24 protein-coding genes, 1 riboswitch and 1 other annotated feature are annotated in these 22,883 nt (G+C 29.2%); of the genes, 14 read left to right on the plus strand and 10 right to left on the minus strand.

Features of this window, described 5'->3' with window-relative positions:
- Positions 1-32: 32 nt before the first annotated feature.
- Entirely contained in the window at positions 33-1,268 is a 1,236-nt protein-coding gene (locus tag GSH19_RS00085) for an aminopeptidase (protein ID WP_237025878.1), read from the plus strand.
- A 67-nt stretch (positions 1,269-1,335) separates the two neighbouring features.
- On the opposite strand, the gene GSH19_RS00090 is transcribed toward GSH19_RS00085, so the two are convergent.
- Complete coding sequence (locus GSH19_RS00090; protein ID WP_237025879.1) at positions 1,336-1,689, minus strand: MerR family transcriptional regulator; 354 nt, start codon at positions 1,687-1,689, stop codon at positions 1,336-1,338.
- Positions 1,690-1,771: 82 nt separating this feature from the next.
- On the opposite strand from GSH19_RS00090, the gene GSH19_RS00095 reads away from it, so the two are divergent.
- The 9 genes from GSH19_RS00095 (at position 1,772) to GSH19_RS00135 (ending at position 7,191) form a co-directional block, all read left to right on the plus strand.
- Positions 1,772-2,815, plus strand: a complete 1,044-nt coding sequence (locus GSH19_RS00095) for a zinc-binding dehydrogenase (RefSeq protein WP_237025880.1) — start codon at positions 1,772-1,774, stop codon at positions 2,813-2,815.
- Positions 2,816-2,920: 105 nt separating this feature from the next.
- Complete coding sequence (locus tag GSH19_RS00100) at positions 2,921-3,304, plus strand: DUF488 domain-containing protein (protein WP_237025881.1); 384 nt, start codon at positions 2,921-2,923, stop codon at positions 3,302-3,304.
- Entirely contained in the window at positions 3,291-3,629 is a 339-nt protein-coding gene (locus GSH19_RS00105) for a MazG-like family protein (RefSeq protein ID WP_237025882.1), read from the plus strand. The genes GSH19_RS00100 and GSH19_RS00105 overlap by 14 nt, the downstream gene beginning before the upstream one ends.
- Complete coding sequence (locus GSH19_RS00110) at positions 3,622-3,789, plus strand: hypothetical protein (RefSeq protein WP_237025883.1); 168 nt, start codon at positions 3,622-3,624, stop codon at positions 3,787-3,789. Before GSH19_RS00105 ends, GSH19_RS00110 begins: the two co-directional genes overlap by 8 nt.
- On the plus strand, positions 3,790-4,158 hold the full coding sequence (locus GSH19_RS00115) for a GNAT family N-acetyltransferase (RefSeq protein WP_237025884.1): 369 nt from the start codon (positions 3,790-3,792) through the stop codon (positions 4,156-4,158). It begins immediately after the preceding gene.
- A gap of 114 nt (positions 4,159-4,272) precedes the next feature.
- Positions 4,273-4,647, plus strand: coding sequence for a cupredoxin domain-containing protein (locus GSH19_RS00120; protein ID WP_237026122.1), 375 nt, complete (start codon positions 4,273-4,275; stop codon positions 4,645-4,647).
- Positions 4,648-4,680: 33 nt separating this feature from the next.
- Positions 4,681-4,959, plus strand: a complete 279-nt coding sequence (locus GSH19_RS00125) for a cupredoxin domain-containing protein (protein ID WP_237025885.1) — start codon at positions 4,681-4,683, stop codon at positions 4,957-4,959.
- Between the two features lie 38 nt (positions 4,960-4,997).
- Positions 4,998-6,905: a copper-translocating P-type ATPase gene (locus tag GSH19_RS00130; protein WP_237025886.1), complete on the plus strand. Its 1,908-nt coding sequence runs from the start codon at positions 4,998-5,000 to the stop codon at positions 6,903-6,905.
- A gap of 91 nt (positions 6,906-6,996) precedes the next feature.
- Entirely contained in the window at positions 6,997-7,191 is a 195-nt protein-coding gene (locus tag GSH19_RS00135; RefSeq protein WP_237025887.1) for a hypothetical protein, read from the plus strand.
- Between the two features lie 43 nt (positions 7,192-7,234).
- Here GSH19_RS00135 and GSH19_RS00140 read toward each other — a convergent pair whose 3' ends face one another.
- Positions 7,235-8,656, minus strand: coding sequence for an APC family permease (locus tag GSH19_RS00140; RefSeq protein WP_237025888.1), 1,422 nt, complete (start codon positions 8,654-8,656; stop codon positions 7,235-7,237).
- 14 nt (positions 8,657-8,670) lie between these two features.
- Positions 8,671-10,008, minus strand: a complete 1,338-nt coding sequence (locus tag GSH19_RS00145; RefSeq protein WP_237025889.1) for an aspartate aminotransferase family protein — start codon at positions 10,006-10,008, stop codon at positions 8,671-8,673.
- Positions 10,009-10,412: 404 nt separating this feature from the next.
- Positions 10,413-10,656 (plus strand) — a binding site (T-box leader).
- Between the two features lie 58 nt (positions 10,657-10,714).
- Between GSH19_RS00145 and GSH19_RS00150 the strand changes: the two genes are divergently transcribed.
- The 4 genes from GSH19_RS00150 (at position 10,715) to GSH19_RS00165 (ending at position 15,313) form a co-directional block, all read left to right on the plus strand.
- Positions 10,715-11,557: a MetQ/NlpA family ABC transporter substrate-binding protein gene (locus GSH19_RS00150; RefSeq protein WP_237025890.1), complete on the plus strand. Its 843-nt coding sequence runs from the start codon at positions 10,715-10,717 to the stop codon at positions 11,555-11,557.
- Between the two features lie 19 nt (positions 11,558-11,576).
- Positions 11,577-12,806, plus strand: a complete 1,230-nt coding sequence (gene pepT / locus GSH19_RS00155; protein WP_237025891.1) for a peptidase T — start codon at positions 11,577-11,579, stop codon at positions 12,804-12,806.
- Positions 12,807-13,069: 263 nt separating this feature from the next.
- On the plus strand, positions 13,070-14,713 hold the full coding sequence (locus GSH19_RS00160) for a peptide ABC transporter substrate-binding protein (RefSeq protein WP_237025892.1): 1,644 nt from the start codon (positions 13,070-13,072) through the stop codon (positions 14,711-14,713).
- Positions 14,714-14,782: 69 nt separating this feature from the next.
- Entirely contained in the window at positions 14,783-15,313 is a 531-nt protein-coding gene (locus GSH19_RS00165; protein ID WP_237025893.1) for a hypothetical protein, read from the plus strand.
- Here GSH19_RS00165 and thiW read toward each other — a convergent pair.
- From thiW to GSH19_RS00200, 7 genes are all read right to left on the minus strand, one after another.
- On the minus strand, positions 15,306-15,806 hold the full coding sequence (gene thiW / locus GSH19_RS00170) for an energy coupling factor transporter S component ThiW (RefSeq protein ID WP_237025894.1): 501 nt from the start codon (positions 15,804-15,806) through the stop codon (positions 15,306-15,308). The two genes, GSH19_RS00165 and thiW, sit on opposite strands and share 8 nt — an antisense overlap.
- A gap of 80 nt (positions 15,807-15,886) precedes the next feature.
- A riboswitch (TPP riboswitch) is annotated at positions 15,887-15,973 on the minus strand.
- A gap of 57 nt (positions 15,974-16,030) precedes the next feature.
- On the minus strand, positions 16,031-17,194 hold the full coding sequence (locus GSH19_RS00175) for an aminotransferase class I/II-fold pyridoxal phosphate-dependent enzyme (RefSeq protein ID WP_237025895.1): 1,164 nt from the start codon (positions 17,192-17,194) through the stop codon (positions 16,031-16,033).
- A complete protein-coding gene (locus GSH19_RS00180) occupies positions 17,185-17,703 on the minus strand; it encodes a shikimate kinase (protein WP_237025896.1) in 519 nt (172 codons plus the stop codon). The genes GSH19_RS00175 and GSH19_RS00180 overlap by 10 nt, the downstream gene beginning before the upstream one ends.
- Positions 17,704-17,717: 14 nt before the next feature.
- A complete protein-coding gene (locus tag GSH19_RS00185) occupies positions 17,718-18,569 on the minus strand; it encodes a prephenate dehydrogenase/arogenate dehydrogenase family protein (protein ID WP_237025897.1) in 852 nt (283 codons plus the stop codon).
- Positions 18,570-18,579: 10 nt separating this feature from the next.
- Entirely contained in the window at positions 18,580-19,872 is a 1,293-nt protein-coding gene (gene aroA / locus GSH19_RS00190; protein ID WP_237025898.1) for a 3-phosphoshikimate 1-carboxyvinyltransferase, read from the minus strand.
- Positions 19,873-19,883: 11 nt separating this feature from the next.
- Complete coding sequence (aroC, locus tag GSH19_RS00195; protein ID WP_237025899.1) at positions 19,884-21,053, minus strand: chorismate synthase; 1,170 nt, start codon at positions 21,051-21,053, stop codon at positions 19,884-19,886.
- Between the two features lie 12 nt (positions 21,054-21,065).
- Positions 21,066-22,517: an MFS transporter gene (locus GSH19_RS00200; protein ID WP_237025900.1), complete on the minus strand. Its 1,452-nt coding sequence runs from the start codon at positions 22,515-22,517 to the stop codon at positions 21,066-21,068.
- Between the last annotated feature and the right edge of the window lie 366 nt (positions 22,518-22,883).

Below are 22,883 nucleotides of genomic sequence, written 5' to 3' on the forward strand. Positions count from 1 at the left end.
ACAACAATATAAAATTGAATGGGGGAATTTTGATGACAATTGCAAATTTTGATGAAACATTAAAAAAGTATGCTGAACTAACAATTAAAACTGGGGTTAATTTACAAAAGGGACAAGAAGTGGTTCTTTATATATCGGTTACTCAACAAAAATTAGCGCATTTAATTATTAAAGAAGCTTATAAGGCCGGTGCTTCTAACGTGATGGTTAAATGGGATGATGTTTTTACAGCAAAACAATTTTTAGAAAATGCAGATGAAAAGCATTTGACCGAAGTTCCAAATTTTAAGGTTGAAGAAGCAAATTATATTGCTGATAATCGAGTAGTAAGAATTTCAGTGTTATCTGAAGATCCAGCTGCTTTTGCTGGTGTAGATGAAGAACGAATTGCAAAAAAACAAGCTTCTAGTGGTAAAGCATTACGTGCAGTTAGATTAGCAACTCAAAATAATGATTTAAGTTGGACAATTATTGGGGCTGCTGATTATGCATGGGCTAAGCAAGTATTTCCTGACTTAGATAAAGAAGAGGCTTTAGATGCATTATGGAAAGAGATCTTTAAAACTGCTCGAGTAGATAATGATGATCCAATTGCTGAATGGGAAAGACATGCTAAAACTTTACAAGATAAAGCTGAATGGTTAAATCAAGAACAGTTTTCAGCTTTGAAATATAAATCACCTAGAACTGATTTAACAATTGGGTTACCTAAAAATCATGTGTGGGCAGGTGCTGGAAGTACAAGTGCTGATGGAGTATTCTTCATGCCAAATATGCCAACTGAAGAAGTTTTTACATCTGCAGATAATACTAGAATTGACGGATATGTAACTTCTACTAAACCATTAAGTTATTCAGGTAGTATTTTAGAAAATATGCGTTTTACTTTTAAAGATGGAAAAGTAATTGAAGCAACTGCAGATAAAGGTCAAAAAGTATTAAATCATTTATTAGCAACTGATGAAGGAGCTAAATCATTAGGAGAAGTCTCATTAGTTCCTGATCCATCACCAATTTCACAATCAGGAATTATTTTTTATAATACTTTATATGATGAAAATGCTAGTGATCATTTAGCATTAGGTGCATCTTATCCATTTAATATTGAAGGTGGAACTGAAATGACAGATGAAGAACTAGCAAGTAACCACATGAATATATCTCAAACTCATGTTGATTTCATGATGGGATCAGCTGATATGGATATTGATGGAATTAAAGAAGACGGGTCTACAGTTCCAGTATTTAGAAATGGTGACTGGGTTTAGTTCCATTATTTTAATTAGGATATTAAAAAAGCTTAGTTATTTACTAAGCTTTTTTTATTTACATATTTTAATTAATTAGTCCATCATCATAGGCTTGGATTTTATTTTCTAAGTGATTAATTGTGTTATTGATAATTTCAGATTGATTTTTTAATTCAGTTAATTGTTCTGTTAATATTTCTCTTCTTTCTGCTTTTGTATCAAATTTTTCTCTAAATAAATTTGTGTATTCTAATAATGATTTTACAGGAAGACCAGCTTCGCGCATACATTTAATGAATTCTATCCAACCTAGGTCTTGATTAGAATAATTACGAATCCCACTTTTTCTTGGAATTGGAGGAATTAGTCCTGCTTTTTCATAATATCTAATTGTTACCTCAGTTAAACTTGTTTTTTCAGCAATTTCAGAAATCTTCATAAGTTACCTCATTTCGTTTGACTTAACCTTAACTTTAAGTATTATAGTATCAACATATTAATAAATAAAGGGGAATTTACACATGAAAACAACAATGTTTGTAGAACCAGGAAAAGTTGAAGTACAAGATGTTGAAAAGCCAACAATTCAAGCTAATGATGACGTAGTAATTAGAGTTATTCGTGCTTGTGTTTGTGGATCAGATCTTTGGGGATATCGTGGTGATGATAATAAACCTCATAATTCAATTAACAGTGGTCATGAAGCAATTGGAATTATTGAAGAAGTTGGATCAGATATCACAACAGTTAAACCAGGTGATTTTGTAATTGCACCATTTGTTCATGGATGTGGACATTGTGCTGCATGTCTTGCTGGTTATGATGGAAGTTGTCAAAATCATGCTGATAATTTTAGTGATGGGTTCCAAGGACAATACATTAGATTCCAACATGCACAATGGTCTTTAATTAAAGTTCCAGGTAAACCTGAAGATTACTCTGATGTAATGTTAAATTCTTTATTAACTTTATCTGATGTAATGGCAACTGGATATCACGCAGCAAGAACTGCTCGTGTACAAAAAGGTGATACAGTTGTTGTAGTTGGGGATGGTGCAGTTGGTTTGTGTGGTGTAATTGCTGCTAAAATGCGAGGAGCTAAACAAATTATTGCAATGAGTCGTCATGAAGATCGTCAAAATATGGCAATTGAATTTGGAGCAACTGATATTGTTTCAGAACGTGGTGATGAAGCAGTTGAAAAGGTTATGGAATTAACTCATAATGTTGGTGCAGATGCTGTTCTAGAATGTGTAGGGACTGGATTATCTAATGAAACAGCAATCAAAGTTGCTCGTCCTGGTGCAACCGTTGGTCGTGTAGGATTACCTCATGATGCAGATACTGATATGGCTCAAACATTTTACAAGAATGTTTCTATTGCAGGTGGTCCTGCTTCAGTAAGTACTTATGATAAAAAGGAATTATTAAAGGCTGTTTTAGATGGTCAAATCAACCCAGGAAAAGTATTTACTAAACGTTTTAATTTATCTGAAATTGATGATGCTTATCAAGCAATGCGAAATCATGATGCAATTAAATCATTAGTTATTATAGAAAAGTAAAACTAAAACAGATGATTAAATTCATCTGTTTTTTTATACATATCTTTTTAGAATTTAAATTAATGTGGGATAATTAATTTAATAAATTCAGTTAGGAGTTTTTTTATGATTAGAATTGAAAGAATTTATGAAAAAGATGAAGATTTAAATGAATATCGAATTTTAACTGATCGAATCTGGCCTAGAGGAATTTCTAAAGTAAAGGCTCGATTAGATGATTGGACTAAAGATATTGCTCCAACAAATGAATTAAGAAAATGGTTTAATCACGAACCAGCTAAGTTTCCAGAATTTAAATTAAAATATGAAGAAGAATTAAGAAATAATCCTAATTTGGACGACTTTTTACAATTAGTTTATAATATGTCAAAAGTAAAAGATGTTGTTTTATTATATGGAGCAAAAGATGAAAGGCATAATCAAGCAGTTATTTTATGTGAGTTTACAAAAAATAAATTAAAAGAGGAATTTAGTGATGGAGATAAATAAACATATTGATTGGTTACAAGATTTTTATGAAGAACGAGGATGGTATAAACTTTCTTCAGAAATTAGAATGAACTTTTTGATTGAAGAAGTTGGTGAATTATCTAGAGCAATTCGAGCTATTGAATTAGGTAGACATCATCCAGGTGAAGCTACACTAACTGAAGTAGATAAAATGGATAATTTAAAAGAAGAATTATCTGATGTAATGGATCAAGTATTTATCATCTGTCGTAAATATGATTTAAATCCAGAAGATTTATTTACATATGGTGAAAATAAAATAAATAAGAGATGGCACCGAGACGAAGGTGAAAATCATGTTTGATTATACGGTTGATAATGAGATTAAATTATCATTACCAAATCCAGAAGTTGATAGTTACGAATTATTCGATGTTATCAATGATAATCGAGAATCACTTAAGAAATATTTACCATGGGTTGATAATATGCTTTCTTATCAAGATGAAATGAAAGTTATGTGAATGCAACTAATTAACTTTAGTCGAAATATTTCTTTAAACGTAATTATTAAATATCATGATAAGGCAGTTGGAACAATTAGCTTTAATAATATTGATAAAAAAAATCGAATTGCTGATATTGGATATTGGCTGTCACCTATATTTGAACATCAAGGAATTATGGCTCGTTCTTTAAATGCAATGTGTAAAATTGGATTTATAGAGTATAATTTGAACAAAATTATAATTAATGCAGTAATTGATAATGATAAAAGTAATCAAGTTGCAAAAAAAGCTGGCTTTCATTTAGATGGTACTTTTAGAGATCAAGAATTGCTTAGCGACGGGTTTCATGATGAAAATCAATGGTCTCTTTTAAAAAGAGAATGAGATCAAGACGAATAAATCGTCTTTTTTTATAACTTTATTGTTTACAATTGTAAATTTAAGATATATAATAATTCATATTAAATTTACAATTGTAATTTTAAATAAGGAGAGGTAATTATGACTAAATTATTAGTGTTATTAATTGGAATTATTTTGATTTTGTTCATTTTATGGTGGTTTTTTGCTCCACGGACTGAATCAGAAGTGGTTGCTAAAAATGAAAATAATCAGCAATCAGTGACAATTGAAGTAAATGGTGGATATAAACCTGGAAAAGTTGTTTTGAAAAAGGGTGTACCAGCGACAATTAATTTTAATCGTAAAGATGCATCAAGTTGTTTAGATTCTGTTGTTTTATCTGATTTTGGAATTGAAAAAGATTTGCCATTAAATGAAACAGTTTCAGTTAATTTAAATCCTGATAAAGCAGGTGAATATGGTTTTGCTTGTGGAATGAATATGTTCCATGGAAAGATAATTGTTAAATAAAAAATATTAAATAATAAAGTGAGGATTTTAAAAATGTTAAAAAATAATAAAGAACAAGTTGTAACAGTAAATGTCGATGGTGGATATAAACCAAATAAACTTAAATTAAAAAAAGGTGTACCAACAACTATTAATTTTAATCGTAAAGATCCATCAGGTTGCTTATCAGAAGTATTGATTCCAGATTTTGATGTGAAAGAAGAATTACCATTAAATGAAACAGTTTCTGTTGATATTACTCCAGAAGCAGCTGGAGAATATGAATTTACATGTGGGATGCAAATGTTTCGTGGAAAAATTGTTGTTAAGTAAAGGATAGTTAAATCTAATATGAAAGTAGGTATTTGATAATGAGTATGACCAAAAGATTTTATATAGCATTGATTCTATCTTTACCAATGTTATTACAGATGATTTTAATGCCAATTAATCATTTTATGCTTCCGGGTGGATCCTTTACTGATTTTATCTTAACAACTTTAGTTATGATATTTGCTGCAGGTCCATTTTTAAAGAGTGCATGGGCTTCTTTTAATAATCATTTTGCAAATATGGATACTTTAATTGCAGTTGGAACTAAAACTGCCTATGTATATAGTATTTATGCAATGTTAAATCATCAATCAGTTTTCTTTGAAGTTGCAGCTTTTGTGATTGTTTTTATCACATTGGGGCAAGTATTTGAAGAAAAAATGAGAAATCGTGCATCAGATTCTATTAGTAAATTAATGCAATTACAAGCTGATGTTGCTAATGTAATTAGAAACAATGAAGTGGTTGAAGTTCCTCTATCTGAAGTTAAAATTAATGATGTTTTAATTGTAAAACCAGGACAAAAGTTACCGGTTGATGGAGAAATAATTGAAGGACAATCAACCATTGATGAATCAATGTTAACTGGTGAAAGTATGCCAGTTAATAAAGTAGTTGGTGATCAAGTAACTGGATCTACAATGAATAAAACAGGTAGCTTTAAATACAAAGCTACTAAAGTTGGAAATTATACGATGTTATCACAAATTGTAGAAATGGTTTCTAAAGCACAAAATAGTAGTGCTCCTGTTCAAAAAACAGTTGATAAGATTTCAAGTATTTTCGTTCCCGTTGTTTTAATTGCTGCAATTATTACTTTCTTAGTTTGGTATGTTTTTATTGGTAATGATTTTGTTTCTTCATTACTATATGCAGTTTCAGTAATTATTATTGCATGTCCATGTGCACTTGGATTAGCTACACCAACAGCTTTAATGGTTGGAACTGGTGTTGGATCTAAAAAAGGAATCTTAATTAAAAATGGTGAAGCAATTGAAATTGCTAACCAAATTAGAACAGTTGTTTTTGATAAAACAGGAACAATTACAGCTGGTAATCCAGAAGTTACTGATGTAATTGGTGATCAAAAGATTATTTTAAAACAAGCTGCTTCCTTAGAAAACAACTCTGAACATCCTTTAGCTAAAGCAGTAATGGATAAGGCCAAAGATATGAGAGTTGAATTAGATGAAGTTCAAAGTTTTAACGCAATTGAAGGTAAAGGAATCATTGGAAAAATTAGAAATCAAGATATTTTCGTGGGAAATTTGAAGTTAATTGAAGATAAAAGAATTTCTGATGAATTAAAAGAAAAGCTTCATCAACTAGAAAGTGAAGCTAAAACAGTGGTTGTTGTAGGAATGAATGATTCAGTTACTGGCTTAATTGCAATTAAAGATGTAATTAAGCCAACCTCTAAAGCTGCTATTGCTGAACTTAAAAAAATGAAAATGAAAACAGTAATGATTACAGGTGATAATCAATTAGTAGCTAATTCAGTTGCTAAAGAAGTTGGAATTGATGAAGTTATTTCAGAAGTATTACCAGGTGAAAAAGCAGAAAAAATTAAAGAATTACAATCGGATAATCGTGTGGCATTCGTTGGAGATGGAATTAATGATGCTCCAGCTCTTGAAACTGCAGACTTAGGAATTGCAATGGGTTCTGGTTCTGACATTGCAATTGAATCTGGTGAAATTGTATTAATTAAAAATGATTTAATGGATGTTGTTAGATCACTTCGATTAGGTAGAAAAACTTTTGGTCGAATTAAATTAAATCTATTCTGGTCATTTATTTATAATGCAATTGGAATTCCAATTGCTGCTGGAATTTTTAGCTTTATTGGATTGAGCTTGAGTCCTGAATTAGCAGGTCTTGCAATGGCTTTTAGTTCTATTTCGGTTGTTTTAAGTTCGTTATTCTTAAATCGTGTAAAAATATAAATTTATTAATATATTAAGTTTTAAATAAGTAACTTGATAAGTAACTAATACGTGTTAGAATGAGTTAACTCATAAGAAGGGAGTATTAGTTATGGAATTTAAAGAAATGAACGGAAAATATACTTCACTCAGTTTAAATCAAGTTGCATCAATTAAGAAATTTAATTACGAAGGAAAAGACTGTTATTCAGTGTCTTTCTTGAACCGTAATATTATTATTTCAAAAGGTGAAGGTTTAAGATTGAAAAAGTATCTTTTAAAAACCAATATTAAAAACTTAATTTAATAAAATAGCACTTAGAGATTATCTCTAAGTGCTATTTTTATGATTATTTTTTAGAATGTTTCATACCGTAAGCAAAATAAATAATAATTCCAATAATTAACCAAACAGCAGAATATATTTTTGCTTGAATATCTAACCCAAGAAAAACGGTTAGTGAACCAAGAAAACCAAGTGCTGGGAAAATAGGAAAGAAAGGAGCTTTAAATGCAGGAACAGGTAAATCTTTTCCTTCTCTTTTTCTAAGTGGATACATTGCGAGTGAAACCATCATAAATGCAATTAATGTACCAGCGGAAATTAATTGTGCTAAGAAATCGAATGGGAAAATTGCTCCCATTATGATTCCAGAAATGGTAATTAACCATAATGATACACTTGGAACTTTTTTACTGTTTAACTTACTGATTGCTTTTGGAAGCATATTGTCACGTCCAAATGAATAAATTAAACGTGAGGCCGCCATCATCATGGCAATTAATGCAGCTAGCATTCCAATTACTGATATTGCTTGAACAACACTAGCAATAATTACATGTCCTTGTTGTCTAAGAGCCCAACCAACTGGTTCGGCGTTACCATTATAAGCAGTATATTTAAACATACCAACTAATACTAGTGATACTGCAATGAAGAACATAGTACCAATAACTAATGAACCAATAATTCCACGAGGCATAGTTTTTTCGGGGTTTTTTGCTTCAGCAGAGTTTGCAGCGATTGAGTCGAATCCAATGTATGATAAGAAAATCATTGAAACTCCAGCATAGATACCTTTCCATCCACCAAAAGCACTACCATCAGGATTAGTACTTGGTTTTGGAATAAATGGAGTATAATTCTGAGTTTTGATGGCAGTTGCACCAACAACTACAAAAACAACGATTGCTGCAAGTTTTAGAAGTACTAAGATATTAGCAAATTTTGATGAGTTTTTATCACCTCTAAATAGTAGAAATGCAACAAACCCAATTACAATAACAGCAGTAATGTCAATTAAGCCACCATTATTTCCCATTGGATGTGCTAACATATTAGGGATTTTTAATCCTAGTGGAGAAATTAATCCTTGAAAATTAGATGATATACCTGCACCAACGAATGCGACAGCAATCAAATATTCTGCTATTAGAGACCATCCAACAATCCAACCCCAAAATTTACCAAATACAACACTAATCCAAGAATAAGCAGATCCGGCAAATGGTAACGATGAAGCCATCTCTGCATAATTCATTGCTACTAATCCAGCAACAATCGCTGCAATAATATAAGAAATAATTACAGCTGGTCCAGCGTGCTTTGCTGCTACTAAACCTGGTAATGTAAAAATAGAAGTTGATAAGATTGTACCGATTCCCAATGCTAAGAAATCTTTTACAGTCATTGTTCTTTCAAGATTTGCATCATTTTTTTTGAATGAATTAAAATCTGCTTTTTCATTCATAATCTTGAATATTTTGTTCATATATAATACCCCTTTTACCATCCGATATGTTTCATATCTTCAGTTATTTTTATTTTTTCGTCTTGAAACTCTAGCATTACTCTTTCTATAATATCATATCCTTGAATTAGTTCGTTATTACTAATTACTAATGGTGGTTGAAATCTTAGAATGTTTCCTCTAACTGTAATCATTAATAATCCTAGTTCAAACATTCTAGATATCAATAAAGATGCAATGTTTGAGTCTGGTTGATTAGTTTGTGGATTGATAATATCAATACCGCCATTTAATCCATAAATGCGAACATCACCTATAAATGGAAATTCATTTTGAAGCTGATGAAAAAAGGCTGATGCTTTAATGCCTAAATCATGACTTCGCTTAACTAATTGTTCATTTTCAATCACATCTAAAGTTGCGTTAGCTGCTGCTGCGGAAATTGGATTTCCGGCTGTTGTATAAACATTTCCCGGTGCATCAAGTGCATCAATAATATCAGATTTTCCAATAACTGCACTTAATGGTAATCCAGATGCTAATGATTTTCCAACAGCAATCATATCTGGATTTACTTGTGGGAAGTGATCAATTGACCACATTTTACCAGTTCTACCTAGTCCTTGATTAACTTCGTCGATTGCAAATAAAATACCATGTTCCTTTGCAAAATTAAATATTTTATTCATATATCTTTCTGGAACTTTACAAAATCCTCCATCTCCTTGAATGGCCTCAATTTCAATTAAAGCTGTTTCATCAGCAGGTAAATAAGTATCAAATGGAATTTTGAATTGTTCAAACATACGATCACTGAATTGATCTTCAGTCTCATTAGGATATTTATTCCATGGACTTGGAAATGGAATTTTAATTACACCTGGTAGTAAAGGACCAATTTTTCTAGTCATATTTAAACTAACTCCAGAAAGTGAAATAGATCCATAAGTTGATCCATGATATGCTCCGGTAAAGGTAATTATGTATTGTCTTTGGGTATAAGCACGAGCAAATTTGATGATTGCATCATTTGCATCTGAACCAGAATTCCCCCAAGCTAATTTTGTATTTCCTTTAATGGGGGAAATAGAGTTTAGTTTAGAGGCTAATTTTGTTTCCACTTCATTTGCAAAGTAAGCGGGTGTGTATTGAATTAATTTTTCTGCTTGTTTTTGAATAGCTTTGACTACTTTTGGATGTGAATGTCCGGTATTAGTAGATGAAGCACTAGATAAAAAATCAATATAGTGATTATCTTCTATATCGTATAGATTGGCACCTTTACCTTTTTTTATAACCATATTAAAAAATTTAATTCTCGAAGCTGGTGCAAGATTTTTACTTTCTTCATCAATGATTTCTTTATTAAGCATAGTATTTTCCCTCCAATTATTAAAAATTAAAAAACAATTTCACCTCTAATCAAAAAGGGACTCTCAATAGATATAATCTACGGGAGTCCCTTTTTAATATCCACCGTAGAAGTTATTTTAGTGGATATTAAATGTGATTTAGAAAAAGTTATGCTAAAAAATCATCTTAATATCCACTACCTAATCAATAAGACTAATAATGAAATTAAGATGTTAATGATTAAAATGTTATTAGCATTTATCCATTTATTTTTTATCATAGTATTTCTCCTTTTTTATATTGTTGATGATTATACGGGTTAATTAAAATTTGTCAATATATGAAAGTTTAAAATTATTAAAAAATTTCTTGACAATATGATATTTAAGCTATATTGTTATTAACAATTATTAACTTAATATTTAAAAAGGCTGAAAAATTGAGTACATTTAGATATCTGTCAGAGAGTTCTTGGTTGGTGAGAAAGAATGAGATAAATATTTGGAAGATGGATTTGGAGCTAATCACTGATGAATTTATTTTAAAAATTAATCATTGACGTAGTTGCTAACGTTATAATTGCAAGATTATTCATTTTATATGAGCAATCTACCAAGGTAGTTTTTACTATAAATTAAGGTGGTACCACGAAAGCATTCGTCCTTTACAGGATGAATGCTTTTTTTGTTAATAATAAAAAATACATAATTTATGGAGGATAAGATAATGAGTAAAAAATTTAAATGGGTAATAGGTGTTTTAGTTTTATTAGTTATTTTTGTAATCGGATATTTTAGTTTTTTTTCTTCTAATTCATCAAATGGATCTAAAACTATTAAAGTAGGAATAATGACTGGTTCCAAGCAAGATCAAATAATTTGGGATTCTGTAGCTAAAACTGCTAAAGAAAAATATGGGTTAAAGGTAGAATATAAAAAATTCACTGATTATAGTCAACCAAATCGAGCATTAAGTCAGGGAGAGATTAATGTTAATGCATTTCAACATTATGAATTTTTGAGACAATATAATAAAGCAAGTCATACAAATATTGTTCCAATTGGAAAGACTATGATAGGACAAGGAAGAATATATTCTAAGAAAATTAAACATTTAAATGATATTAAAGATGGTGGAACAATTGTGATTCCAAATGATAGTACCAATGAGGCTAGAGCATTAAATATTTTACAAAGTGCTGGTTTAATAAAAGTTAAGAAAAATGTTGAATTTCCAACTACTAAAGATATTATAAATAATCCTAAAAATTTGAAAATTAAAGAAGTAGATGCAAGTCAAACAGTTAATAGTTTATCAAGTGTTGATGCAGCAAATATAAATGGTAATTATGCTCAAAGTGCTGGTCTTAGTCCTAATAGTGCAATATATGTTGAACCTTTAAATAAACTTTCAGAGAAGTGGGTTAATATAATTGCTGCTAATAAAAAAGATAAAGATAATAAATTAAATAAAGAATTTGTCAAAGCATATCAAACTGATAAGACAAAAAGACTAATGAAAAAATATTATGGGAAATCACAGATAACTGCCTGGGATGTAAAATTTTAGATATGTGAGGTTTTACTTAATGAAATATAACAATTTACTTAATAATTTTTTGGAACTTGTAAAAATAAATTTAAGGTCTGATTTTAAATCTATCTCAATTCCAACTACAGTAGGACAAACAAGAATTTTAAAATTATTGTATAAAAAATTAAAAGATTTAAATTTATCGAATGTTCACTTTAGTGATGGAAGTTTCTTATTTGCAAAATTAGAAAATAATTTAGATATAAATAATGTTTCTAAAGTAGGATTTATTGCACACGTAGATACTGCTGATTTTAATGCAGAAAATGTTTGTCCACAAATACATGAAAAATATCAAGGAAATAAAATTACTTTAAACCAAAATGAAGAAATTGTATTAGATCCAAAAGAGTTTCCAAACTTACTTAATTATAAAAATCATACTTTGATTACTACTGATGGAAATACTCTACTTGGAGCAGATGATAAATCAGGAATTGCTGAAATACTTTCAATGTTAGAGTATTTTAAAGATAATAAAAATATTAAACATGGTGATATTATGATTGCATTTGGTCCAGATGAAGAAATTGGAAGAGGCGCTGATAAATTTAATGTAAAAGATTTTGGTGCTGATTATGCTTATACTTTAGATGTCGGTCCAGTTGGTCATATTCAATATGAAACTTTCAATGCTGCAGAAGCAAAGATTAATATTAATGGATCTAGTGTTCATCCATCTTCAGCTAAAGGTTTATTAGTTAGTGCTATACAGCTAGGAATTGATTTTCATAATAAAATTCCAAGTAAGGATAGACCTGATTTAACAAGTGGAAGAGAAGGCTTTTTCTTTTTAACTGATTTTAATGCAAATATAGATAGTGCAAATTTATCTTATATAATAAGAGATTTTGATGAAAACAATTTTTTAGATAGAAAAGAAAAAATTAAATCAGTAGCAAAAGAATTAAATGAGAAATATGGAGCTAAAAGGGTCGATATAATAATTAAAGATCAATATTATAATATGGCTCCAATTATAAAAAAAGATTTAAGTGTTGTTGAATTTTTAGAAGAAGCATGCAAATCTGAAAATGTTAGTCCGATAATTGAGCCTTTCAGAGGTGGAACAGATGGATCAAAAATAACTTTAAAAGGACTACCAACACCTAATTTAACTAATGGTGGAGAAAATGCACATGGGAAATTTGAATTTACAAGTATAGAAGCAATGGAAAAAGTTACAGATATTTTAATTAAATGTGTTATAAATAAAGTTGAATAAAAAGTTTTAAAATGGTATATTAAATAAAATTAAAAATGAAAGGGAGTTATCAACTATGTCAGTAAATATTAAATTAATTTGTATGTGTTGTTTGGTTAGCGCTGATATAGGTGGTAACTCTTTTCAACACGGCTAACTGTTTTATTAATTAAAATAGATTAGTAATGTAGAGAGGAGGGCTCTCTATTCAGTGCTTTTATTAGTTCTGAATAGAGGGCCCTTTTTTATTTTTATTTAATACATAAATAGGAGAGTATTAGTTAATGAAATTAAAAAGAAAAATTTTATTGTTATTTGGAGTTGGAATGATTATTATAGGGCTTAGTGCCTGTGGTACAAATAAAACTGATATTAAAAATACAGATAATAAAACCTTTGCTACTAACGCTAAAGATGTCATTTCAACAATGGATTCATCATTGAATTCAACGATAATTGGTTCACAACAATTAAAAAACACAATGGAAGGTCTCTATCGTTTCAATGGGAATAAAGTTATTCCTGGAGTTGCAAAAGAAATCGCTAAGCCAACAAATAATGGGAAAAAATATATTTTCAATTTAAGAAAATCAAAATGGTCAAATGGAGATCCAGTGACAGCATCTGATTTTGTATATGCTTGGAGAAGAATTGTTAATCCAAAAACTGGGTCATCATTTTCATATGCATATAGTGGAATTAAAAACGCTGATAAAATAAGTTCTGGTAAAATGAATCCAGATAAATTAGGTGTTAAAGCATTGGATGATTACACGTTGGAAGTAAATCTAGAACATCCTATTAGTTATTTTAATGAATTAATCGTTAGTTCAAGATTCTTACCATTGAATAAAAAAGCAGTTAAAAAAGCTGGTGATCAATATGGAACTAATAGTGAAAATGTTGTTTACAATGGACCCTTTAAACTGATTAATTGGAAGGTTGGAGATACTTCTTGGAAAGAAGTTAAAAACAACAATTATTGGAATGAAAAGCAAGTAAAATTAAATACCTTAAAATATAATGTTGTTAAAGATCCAAATACAGGGATTAACCTTTATAATACTCATAAAATTGATCGTTACAGTGATTTGAGTGGAGATACAGCATTACAATTAAAAAATAAAAAGGATTTTGTGACCGATCCATCACAAGCGATGTATTATTTACAATTAAATCAAAAAGATAATCCATTATTTAAAAATGAAAAAATTAGACAAGCGATTTCCCATTCAATTAATCGTAATCAATTAGCTAATAATATTTTGGGTAATACTGTGAAGGCTGCTTCAAGTGTTGTTCCAAGTCAAACAATTTTTAATAAAAAGACTAATAAAGATTTTAAACAAGAAAAATCTTCAGTTAATGATTTAAAATATACAAAATATAATCCTAAACTTGCAAAGAAATTATGGAAGGAAGGATTAAAGGAAACCAATATAAAAAATCCATCAATAAGCTTAGTTACTGATGATCAAGATTCTTCAAAAAAGATTTCTGAATATTTACAATCAGTTTTAACTTCAAATTTAGATGGGCTAAAAGTTAATGTTTCTAATGTTCCATTCAAAAATCGTCTTCAAAAAGGTAATAGTGGAGATTTTGATTTGATTTTATGGGGATGGATTCCTGATTATCCAGATCCAAGTACTACTTTAGATTTATTTACAACTAACAACTCAATGAATACTGGTAAGTGGTCAAATAAAGAGTATGATAAATTACAAAAATTAAGTAGTATTACAGATGCAAATAATTATCAAAAACGTTGGAATGATTTGTTGAAACAACAACATATTTTAACTAAAGAACAAGGAGTAGTTCCCTTATATCAAAATAAAATTGCTGCATTAATGCGAAGTGATGTAAAAAATTATCGTCCTTCACCAGATGGATTATTTGATATGGTTGATGTTTATAAAAAATAGCATTATATTAAAGCTTAAATAAAAACCCATAAGATTTTAACTTATGGGTTTACTACATAGGAGATTTATATGAAATTGCATACTTTGGGACCAAATACAACTGATAGTTATTGTGCATATCTTTATTGGAAAGATAAAAGTATTTCAGATATAAAACTAGTTATGCATAATTCATTTGAAGAAATTTATAATAATTTATCTAATTATAAAAACGATTTATTTTTGGTTCCAACAATGTATCGTGATCGTTATTTTGATTGGGCAACTTATCATTATCAATATCTTGATCAATTAAACATATATGATACTTTTGTATTAGATACAAAGCCGATGATTTTAATCAAAAATAAGCAAATTAAAAATCAAAAAATTGGATTACATCGAGCAACTGAACCATTTTTAAATAATTTTGAATCTGAAACAGCAATTAATTTAAAAAGAGAATTTACTAATAGTAAAAGTATTGCTCTAGAAAAATTTTCAAATAATGAATTGGAATATGCCATCGTTACTGAATCAAATCAAATAAAGCAATCCGATTTTGAAATTATTAAAAGATATGAACCGAAAATAATTTGGTGTGTATATCAGATTATTTAAAATATGAAGTGATAGTTTTAAAGATATTTGTTTTTTGTAATTTAGCTAAAACTATAATAGATATAATAATTCCAATGATAGCTGCGCCACAGAATTTTGGAATAAACATTAACCAAAATAATTTGGAATTAGTTCCAGTATAAAGTATTAATAGTGGATAAGAAGCAATTGCACCAATGATTCCAGTGCCAATGAATTCACCAGTCATTGCCATATAATTTTTATGATTAATTTTAAACAAAAGTCCAACTAATATTGCACCGAAAACAGCACCTGTAAGAGCAAATGGTGGTGCTCCTAAAATGAAAATCCTAAGTAGTCCAGTAGTTAATGCCATATAGAATGCATATAATGGTCCCATAATAATTCCTGCCAAAATATTCATAAAACTAGATATTGGAGCCATTCCTTCAATTCTAAAAATGGATGTGAAGATAAAGTTAAACGCAATCATTAGTGCTAAAAAAGTTAATTTTCTTGAATTTTTATTCATTTTTTCCTCCCTAATTTGGGTGAAAAGAAAACCGCTACCTAGATTTATTAGATAACGGTTGAAATTATTTAAGACAAAAAACGACCTTAATTAATTTTCCTTTCGCCAGCATTATCTGGATCAAGTTAATGGGTATAATCTCAGCCGAAGCACCCCAAAATATTTGTATTATTATCTTATCAAATTATTGAAAAATAAAAAAGTTTCTTTTTAAAAGAAGCTTTTTATTTTTTCATAAATGATTTTAATCGATTAACTGCTAGTTTTAAATCTTCCATTGATGCTGCATAGCTTATTCTTAAGTATCCATCACCAAATTCACTGAATGCAGCTCCTGGAATTGTTCCAATTTTTGCTTTAGTAGCAAGTTCATATGCAAATTCAAAACTATTTTGGGTAAACTGTTTAGGTATTTTTATAAATAAATAGAAAGCACCTTTTGGAGTTGCTGATTCAAAACCAATTTTTTGTAAATTAGTTGTTAAGTAATCTCTTCTTTTTTGATATTCATTTTTCATATCAATTACATCTTGATCACTGTTATCAAATGCATCCACTGATGCAAATTGTGCAACTGTATTAGCAGAAGCAGTGGACATCGTGTGAGTAATATTAATTTTTTGGATAATATTTTTTGGACCAGCAATAATTCCAATGCGATAACCAGTCATTGCAAATGCTTTTGAAACACCATTTAAGACAATTGTTTGTTCTGGAAGTAATTCGCCCATTGAAACATGTGAATTATCATAGGTTAATTCACTATAAATCTCATCACTAATACAAAAGATTTCATGTTTTGAAATTATTTCTGCAAATTTTGCTAATTCATTTCGATTATAAGTAACTCCAGTTGGATTATTAGGATAGTTAAGAATAATCGCTTTTACTGTTTCTTGGTTATCTTGGATTGCTTTAGTTAATTTATCTGGAGTTAATTTAAAATCAGTATCAGTTGTATCAATTAGAACAGGTTTTGCACCAGTCATCGTAATATCTAACATATATAAAGAAAATAGAGGAGCAGGTAGTAAAACTGTATCACCTGGATTTAAGATTGCCGATAAAGTTGCATGTAATCCTTCAGATACACCAGTTGTTATTAGAATTTCATTTTCAAAATCATAGTTAAGATTATATTTTCTATGTAGAAAATTAGCGACACTTTTTCTTAATGCTTCGATACCACGCATATCTGTATAATGACTTTCATTATTATTAATAGCATCAATGGCAGCCTGTTTGATATGTTCTGGAGTCATAAAATCAGGTTCACCAAGTGTTAGAGAAACCATATCAGGAATTGCTGCAATTTTTTGGTTAAATGCGATAATCGGATTTTGTTTGGTTGCTTTGATTGTTTCATTCATTTTATTTACTAAATCCATAATTGTTGTCTCCTTAAATTATTTTCAATTTGTTCAAGTGTACCACTGATTGAAAAATCATCAGTCATTATTTTCATATTACTTAATTGTTCATATTTTTTATTTCTTTGATGTTTTAAATTAATTAATCCAGAAATTCCTAGTTCTTTAACTAACGGGCGATTTGTATCATTTTCTAATCTTCTTTGAATGGTTTTATCAGAAATATCAAGAAAAATGATTTGGGTATTTGAATTATTTAGAAGATTTATATTTTCAATATCTTCAATAGTTCCACCACCTGTGGAAATAATTCCAGATGAACTATTTAATATTTGTTTGAAAATTTTATTTTCAATTTGTCTAAATTGATTTTCATCATATTTTTTAAAGTATTCAGGAATTGTCATATGAATTTGTTCTTCAATTACTTGGTCTAAATCGTAAAAAGGAAGGTTCATTTTTTCTGCTAATTTGCTTCCAATTGTAGTTTTTCCACTGCTCATAAATCCAATTAAAACTAATTGCATATTATCACTTCCTTTTAATCTAATGATTTACGGCTATTCTGTGCTTTTAAAAATGTTTGAAAAATTTCATCTTGATTATTTGTATCTAATAATTTTTTGAAATGATTAAGATTTTCACACATTTTATCAATTTGTTGTAATAATAAATTCTTATTGCTTAATGAAATATTTGTCCACACGGTGGGGTCTGATTTAGCAATCCGAGTTACACTTTTAAATCCACCAGCAACAATATCTAAACTAACATCTTGATTACTTAAATCATCATTAACCATATTAACTAATCCTGCAGCCATGATATGAGGAAGGTGACTAATTTCACTGACAACTTGATCATGTTGTTGAGCATTAAAATTTAAAAAATTGACATTACTAAATTTCATTAATTTTTTAAAGTGATTAGTTTGTCCTTCAGTTTGATTTCCATTAATTAAAAAGTAGTATGCATTATTAAATAAGGTTATTTTACCTGCTTTACTACCGGTTAAATGTGATCCTGCCATTGGGTGACCGCCCATAAATGAACAGTGTTTTTTTAACATTAAATTTTTTGCTGTCTGCATGATGTCAACTTTAGTGCTACCAACATCAGTAATTAGAACACCTCTTTTTAAATCGATTTTTTCTAGTGTTTTGATTTGTTGATTAATTACTGATACTGGAGCTGCCAATACAATTAAGTCAGCTTTTGGAGCTGCTAATTTAAAATTAACTTTTTTGTTGATAAAACCTTTTTCTAACATGAAATCAATGTTTTCCTTATTTGGATCAGATCCCATAATAAAGGTTTCTTCATGGCTACTTTGCATTATTCTAGCGATTGAACTACCAATTAAGCCTAAGCCACTAATTAATATTTTTGTCATTATTATTCTCCTAACTTGTTTTAATTAATTTATTTAAATCATTAAAAAAGGTTGGATAGGAAATATTAATGCTTTCAGAATCTTTTAAGGTAGTTGAATCTTTTATTAATAAAGCTGCAATCGCCATTGTCATTCCAATTCGATGGTCTCCATGACTATCTAGTAATAAATCAGTAGGATTCCAATTTTTTGAACCATCAATAATAAATCCATCTTCTAATTCTGTAATTGAAATACCTAACTTTTTAAATTCTTGGACTAAAGTTTTAATTCGATCAGTTTCTTTAAATCTTAATTCTTTAGCACCAGTGATTTTACTAACTCCATTGGCACAAGCGGCTAGTAAGCCAACTAAAGGTAGTTCATCAATCATCATTGGAATATCTTGTTCGGTTAAATTAATTGGTTTTAGAGATGAGCTTTTGATATTAATATCAGCAGTTGGTTCACCATCTAAATTTTGATTTAATAAAGTATAATTAGCCCCCATTAAATTTAAAACTTTTAAAATTCCAGTTCTTGTTTGATTGATGCCAATATTTTTAAGTGTAATATTTGAATTTTTGGTAATTGCTCCGGCAACTAAAAAGAAGGCTGCTGAAGATATATCTCCAGGAACATTGATATTTTGACCAATTAATTGAGTTACTGGATTAATCGTAATTGTATTTTCTTCTGTAATAATAGTATTAGGAGAAAAAGTATTTAACATTAATTCAGTATGATTTCTAGTTTTAATTGGTTCTTTAATAGTGCTTTTATTTTTTGCTTGAATAGCAGCTAAGATAATTGCACTTTTGACTTGAGCACTTGCTATTGGAAGAGTATAGTCAATTTCATTTAATGATTTTCCATGAATGATAGCGGGTAATGTATTTTCGTTTAGTTTAATTTGTGCTCCCATTTGTTCTAAAGGTGTAGATATTCGCTTCATTGGACGTTTTGATAGTGAATTATCACCAATTAAATTAGAATCAAAATTTTGACCAGCTAATAAACCCATCATTAGTCTAGTTGAAGTTCCTGAATTACCCATATCTAAATCTTTGTTTGGTTTTTTTAGACCATGAAAACCAACTCCATGGACGATAATATTATTTTCATTTTGTTCTATTTCGACGCCCATATCTTTAAAAGCATTAATTGTTGAAATACAATCATCAGACATTAAAAAATTTTTGATAGTAGTTTCACCATTTGCAATTGAACCTAGCATAATTGAACGATGAGAAATACTTTTATCACCAGGGATCAATAATTCACCATTTAATCCTGAATTTAAACTATTAATTAATTTTTTCATGATATTCCTTTCTAGAATTCTTTAAATTCTTTTTTGTAATTATCAATTTGTTCTTCTAAACGTTTAAGATTACTACCATCAAAGGTTTCAGTAATTGCTTTAGCTAATTCAATTGCAACGACTGATTCAATAACAATTGACGCTGGAACAATCGCTGTTGTATCAGATCTTTCAACGTTTGCTTTTTTTACTTCTTTGGTATTAATATCAGCACTTTGTAATGGACGGTATAATGTTGGAATTGGCTTCATAGCTGCTTTAACAATGATTGGCATTCCGTTAGTCATACCACCTTCAAATCCTCCAAGGTGATCTGAATTTCTAGAAAATCCTGTTTCTTGATTCCAATCAATTTCATCCATTACATTACTGCCCATTGATGTGGCTGCATCAAATCCATCACCAATTTCAACACCTTTCATCGCATTTACTCCGACAACTGCACCTGCAATTTTTGCATCTAATTTTGTATCCCAGCTAGTGTAACTTCCAAGACCAGCAGGAACGTTATTAGCGACTACTCTAATAATTCCACCTAATGTATCACCATTTTTTTTAGTTTTATCGATTAAGTCATGAATTTCTGCGACTTTGTTTTGATTAACAATTCTTAAATCGTTTTTATCGATTAATTGTTCGATTTCTTTAGTATCAATAGGATTTGATTCATCAGCATTAATTGAACCAATTTGTTCTACATATCCAGAAATAGAAATGCCAAGTTGATTTAAAAGTTGTTTACAAATTGCACCGATTGCTACTCGCATAGCAGTTTCTCTTGCTGATGATCTTTCTAAAACATTACGTAGATCTTTATGATTGTATTTCATTCCACCAATTAAATCAGCATGTCCAGGACGTGGTCTTGTAACTTGTCTAAGAGTATTTTCTTTAGTTTCTGCAGAGTAGGGGTCCATAATTTTATTCCAATGGGCATGATCTCGATTTTTTACAGTTAATGCAATTGGAGAGCCTAAAGTTTTTTGATGTCGAACTCCTCCAGTTATGATTATTTCATCATGTTCAATTTGTTGACGATTTCCACGACCGTAACCGCCTTGTCTTTTACTAAGCATTTCGTTAATTTTATCAATATCTAAAGTTAATCCAGCTGGTATTCCAGTTAAAATTCCAGATAGTTCTGGTCCATGTGATTCTCCTGCAGTTAAGTAATTTATCATTGTAATTCTCCTTTAATTTTGATTATTTTTTTGAAATTTTTTCGATTCTGACATTATATTTTTAAAAATATTTTCTGAATAAAGATTGAATTTAGAATTTTTAAATTTATTGTGTAAACTTTTTAAAACATCATTTTCTCTTGTTTCATCTAAAATAGGTAAATTATTCTCTTGCTTGTAATTATTGACTTTTTGTACTTCTTCAAATCTTTGATTAATTAATTTTGCTAGCTTTTGATCGATTTGATTAATATTTTGTCTAGCTTCGATTAGTTCATTTGGTGAATCAGTTTTAATAAAATTAGCAATTAAAATAACGATAATACTAATTAAATTAATAATTAGTGCAAATAACATAACGGCATTTAAATTAATTGAAGTTAATTTTCCAGTTATGATAGGAACAGTAAATGATGCAATGCTTCCTGCCATAAAGAAAATTCCGGTCATTAATCCTTTTCTTTTGATGAAATTAGTTAATAATTCTTCTAATCCCATTTGCATTACACCGCTGGCTGCGGTGAATCCAAAGCCAAAAGAACAAATTATTGAAATTATCGGATTATGAATTAAAAAGATTCCAGTAATCATGATTCCTGCAACAACGTTAATTAAAAGCATTAAGTTTTTACGATTTATTGGTTTCTTTAATATAAAAAACATACTAATTGATCCTGCAATGGAACCTAAACTGTATGCTGATAATAAAAGATGAGATATCCACATATTGTAATGAAGAACGTTACTAGCGAAGAGAGTAATCCATTGGATAAAACTAAGCATTAAAGCCATTGAAGTGTAACCGAAAATGATAAATAGAATAGTTAAAGCAATTCTTTTTGCTTTTGAAAGTTGTGTTTGATGAAGCTCTTCATTTTCTTCAACAACGTTTTTATTAGGAAATTTAATCATTGAAATATTAATTAAATTAATTAATAAAATTGTGGCAGGGATGATGAAACTCCATCCGAACCATTGATTGGTACTATGAAGACTTACAACGAATAGTGGAAGAATGAATTCACCAATTGACATGCAAGATTTAATTAAAATTGAATTAGTACTTCCTGAGTTATCATTCTTTAAATCAGAAAAAATAGGATAAGTAGCAGAGTCAAGAGCTGAATTGGAAATTCCAGCAAGAATAGCAAGAAAGTAAGCAATTGTGATGCTTTGGTTGATTGGTGTAGCGATAAAAAAGATTAAGTAAGAAGTCATTCCAAAAATTAAAATATTTTTTCGTCCAATTTTATCTGATAAGTAACCTAAAATAATGTAAGCAATTAATCGCCCAATTCCAGTACCAGATAAAACATATGTAGCTGTAACCAATGGTTTTTGCCAAATTTCACTAAGTTGAGTAATATTTTGTGCCAAAATTGTTAATGCAATTCCATGAATCAGGTAATTTACAAAGAGACTAATTTTAAGTCTGCTTTTGCTTTGAATTTTTAATGTATTCATAAATTATTCTCCTTTTTGAATAAAAAAAGCCAACTAGATAATTAAAATCTAGTTGGCTTTGAAAATGGGAAAAATTTATCAATTATTTGAAATAAACTCTTACACCAACTAGATTCATTAAAGTATCTAGTCGGCATGATTAATTAGCTCTTGCTTCTTAGACACGAATGCTTTGATGAGCATTCGTGTCTTTTTACGAATGCTCTAGTTAAAGAAGTAATAGCTATAATACCAATTATTCAATTTTGTATTTAAATTAATCATTTGAGTTATTTCCTTTCATTTATTTGTTGAACTAATTAAATCATTTCAAAAAGTAAAAGTCAAACATTAATTTGAAATTATTTATTATATAAGCCAAATTAC

It is taken from the genome of Lactobacillus sp. S2-2 (genome assembly GCF_021698855.1).
Lineage (GTDB): Bacteria > Bacillota > Bacilli > Lactobacillales > Lactobacillaceae > Fructilactobacillus.